Source organism: Streptomyces sp. DH12, from assembly GCF_020873895.1.
GTDB lineage: Bacteria > Actinomycetota > Actinomycetes > Streptomycetales > Streptomycetaceae > Streptomyces.
This window is the reverse complement of record NZ_JAHWGT010000691.1, coordinates 1-517: the sequence shown is the minus strand read 5'-3', so window position 1 is coordinate 517 and position 517 is coordinate 1. Positions and strand designations below refer to the sequence as shown.

The window sequence follows — 517 nt, the reverse complement described above, 5'->3', positions numbered from 1 at the left end:
CGCAAGGCGGACCTGTCGGTGTTCGGCTGGGTGGTCAACACCCAGGACCACCTGCGGCTGGTGCGGGCGCTGGAGCTGGACGGGGCGACCACCGACTACCCGGAGATCAAACGCACCGGCCGCTTCACGGCGTGAGCGGCCGGACGCCGTACGACGGTCGGACCAGCTCCTTGACCAGCAGCTCGAACGCCAGGTCGTCGCGCTGCGGGATGCCGAAGCGCTCGTCGCCGTACGGGAACGGAGTGGTCCGTCCCGTACGGCGGTAGCCGCGCCGCTCGTACCAGGCGATCAGGTCCTCGCGCACGGTGATCACCGTCATGTGCATCTCGGTCACGCCCCAGCTCTCGCGGGCCTGCCGCTCCGCCTCCGCGATGACCGCCCGGCCGAGCCCAGCGCCCTGGAGGGCGGGGCTGACCGCGAACATCCCGAAGTAGGCGTGGTCACCGCGGTGCTCGAGCTGGCAGCAGGCCACGATCCGGCCCTCGCGCTCCACGGTGAGCAGCCGGCTGTCCGGCGC

Annotated in this window: 1 protein-coding gene and 1 pseudogene; one reads left to right on the top strand and one right to left on the bottom strand. The window is 72.0% G+C overall.

The window, feature by feature from the left end:
• Positions 1–135, top strand: a pseudogene (locus LPA54_RS36530) (glycerophosphodiester phosphodiesterase); the annotation flags it as partial.
• On the opposite strand, the gene LPA54_RS36525 reads toward LPA54_RS36530, so the two are convergent.
• On the bottom strand, positions 125–517 hold a 393-nt coding region (locus LPA54_RS36525), incomplete at its 5' end, for a GNAT family N-acetyltransferase (protein ID WP_228984806.1). The pseudogene LPA54_RS36530 and the gene LPA54_RS36525 overlap by 11 nt on opposite strands.